Annotated in this window: 2 protein-coding genes; one reads left to right on the plus strand and one right to left on the minus strand. The window is 66.7% G+C overall.

Annotation, left to right across the window (positions count from 1 at the left end; genetic code table 11):
• Positions 1 to 12: 12 nt before the first annotated feature.
• On the minus strand, positions 13 to 507 hold the full coding sequence (locus ACRDUX_RS14090; protein WP_526414648.1) for a lipoprotein LpqH: 495 nt from the start codon (positions 505 to 507) through the stop codon (positions 13 to 15).
• Positions 508 to 710: 203 nt separating this feature from the next.
• Between ACRDUX_RS14090 and ACRDUX_RS14095 the strand changes: the two genes are divergently transcribed.
• A complete protein-coding gene (locus ACRDUX_RS14095) occupies positions 711 to 1,622 on the plus strand; it encodes an alpha/beta fold hydrolase (protein WP_526414649.1) in 912 nt (303 codons plus the stop codon).
• The last annotated feature ends 78 nt before the right edge of the window (positions 1,623 to 1,700 follow it).

The raw sequence follows: 1,700 nt of genomic DNA on the forward strand, positions 1-1,700 counted from the left end.
GTCCTGGAGAATCTACGGGCAGGTGAACTCGAGTTCGAAGGGCTTCTTCGTCGGCTGCATCGGGTTGGCCATGTCGATGCCGACGGCGTTTCCGGTGATCTTGTAGGTCTTGTCGTTCTTCTCGGCAGTGGCGTCACCCTGGCCGCCGCCCACGGCGAGCGTGATGCCACCGACATTGCCAAGCGCGACCGAGGTGACGGTGGGCGGGTCGGCTTCACTCACGATGGCGGCGATACCGGTCGTCGCTTCACCGATCGCGACGTTCACGTTGCCGCCGGCGTTGGCGCATACGACGCTGCCGCCGACTTCCTTGGGTTGGCCGTCGATGGTGACCTTCGTGCCTGCTGCGGCACTGGCAGACGTGCTCGCCTCCGAGGACGAACTCGCCTCAGAGGACGAACTGGAGGACGACGATTGCGGCGAGGACTTGTCCCCCGACGAACAGCCGGCCAGACCGGCGACGACGATCGCAGCGCCGCCGACGGCGACCAGCAAACTTTGCTTCACCACTGTTCTCCTTATGGTCCTTGCGACCCGTCAAGATCGGCGGATCGTCCAAGGCAGTATGGAGTGCCGTTCACCAGCAGACATGGGATTGCCCGAAAAACCTGGATCAAGATCGGCCGGCAATCGAGTGGCCTCGACCGGCAGTTTTCGAAAGGTGAACGACCGGGCGCTTCGAACGATCGCCAGCCGGTAGGTTCGGGCGCGTGAAGACCTTGCGCACCCCCGAGGACCGATTTGCCGGGTTGACGGACTTTGCCTACTCGCCGCGCTACTGCGAGGTCGACGACGACGAGGGCGGACGGCTACGCATCGCATGGGTGGAGGACGGCCCCGCCGACGCGGATCCCGTGTTGCTACTCCACGGTGAGCCCTCCTGGTCGTATCTGTACCGGCGGATGATCCCGATTCTGGTGGCCGCCGGTCACCGCGTGATCTGCCCCGACCTCGTCGGGTTCGGCCGCTCGGACAAGCCCACCGGCATCGGGGACCACAGCTACGCCCGACACGTGGAGTGGATGCGCGCCGTCGCGTTCGACGAACTCGACCTGCGCCGCGTCACCCTCGTCGGCCAGGACTGGGGCGGCCTGATCGGCCTGCGACTGGCCGCCGAGCATCCCGAGCGGTTCGCCCGGATCGTCGTCGCCAACACGGGACTGCCGACGGGTGATCTGCCGATGCCCGACATCTGGTGGCAGTTCCGCAAGGCGATCCAGGGGATGCCGGAGATCGAGGTCGGCAGGTTCGTCCAGTCCGGCTGTCAACGGCCGATGAGCGACGTCGTCCGGGCCGGTTACGACGCCCCGTTCCCCGACGACTCGTACTGCGCAGGCCCGCGCGCGATGCCGAGTCTGGTGCCGACGTCGAACGACGATCCCGCCACGGGCGCCAACCGCGTCGCGTGGAAGACGTTGTGCGACAGTCCGACTCCGATGCTAGTGGCATTCAGCGACGGCGACCCGATCACCGGCGCGATGGCCCCGATCTTCACCAGTCAGATGCGTGGCGCTCAGGGGATCGAGCATCCGGTGATCCGCAATGCCGGGCACTTCCTTCAGGAGGACGCTGGCGAGGACCTCGCGGAAGCGGTCGTGCGGTTCCTGCGGGCGACCCGGTGACCGGGTCGCCGTCGAAGTTCTTCGAGGTCGAAACCGAGCTCGAGGGCCGCGCAGGCCGGGCGGGCGTCATGCACACCC

The sequence above is a fragment of the Mycobacterium sp. genome, from assembly GCF_050701675.1.
Taxonomy (GTDB): Bacteria; Actinomycetota; Actinomycetes; order Mycobacteriales; family Mycobacteriaceae; genus Mycobacterium.